Origin of the sequence: Pseudomonas peli (genome assembly GCF_050563605.1) — a bacterium.
GTDB classification, from domain to species: Bacteria; Pseudomonadota; Gammaproteobacteria; order Pseudomonadales; family Pseudomonadaceae; genus Aquipseudomonas; species Aquipseudomonas peli_A.
On the sequence record NZ_JBNXUH010000380.1, the window covers coordinates 1 to 284 of the forward strand.

The 284-nt window shown below is 63.4% G+C and carries 1 protein-coding gene; it reads left to right on the plus strand.

Features of this window, described 5'->3' with window-relative positions:
• Positions 1-284: catalase-related domain-containing protein (locus ACQ4LH_RS22040; protein ID WP_430699025.1), on the plus strand; the 284-nt coding region annotated here is incomplete at both ends.

A 284-nucleotide genomic window follows, 5' to 3' on the forward strand; every position in this document is an offset into this window, starting at 1 on the left:
GCCGATCACTTCTCCCAGCCGGGGTTGTTCTGGCGCAGCCAGGCAGACTGGGAGCAGGCGCATATTGTCGATGCCTTCTGCTTCGAGCTGGGCAAGGTCAGCGTGCCGGCCATCCGCGAGCTCATGCTGGCGAACCTGACTCAGGTCGACGCCACGCTCGCTCAACGGGTTGCCGATGGTTTGGCCGAGCAAGCGGAGGATTCGCTGGACCTGGTGCTGTGCAACCCGCCATTCCACCAGCAGCAGGTGGTCGGCGACTTTCTCGCGTGGCGTATGTTCCAACA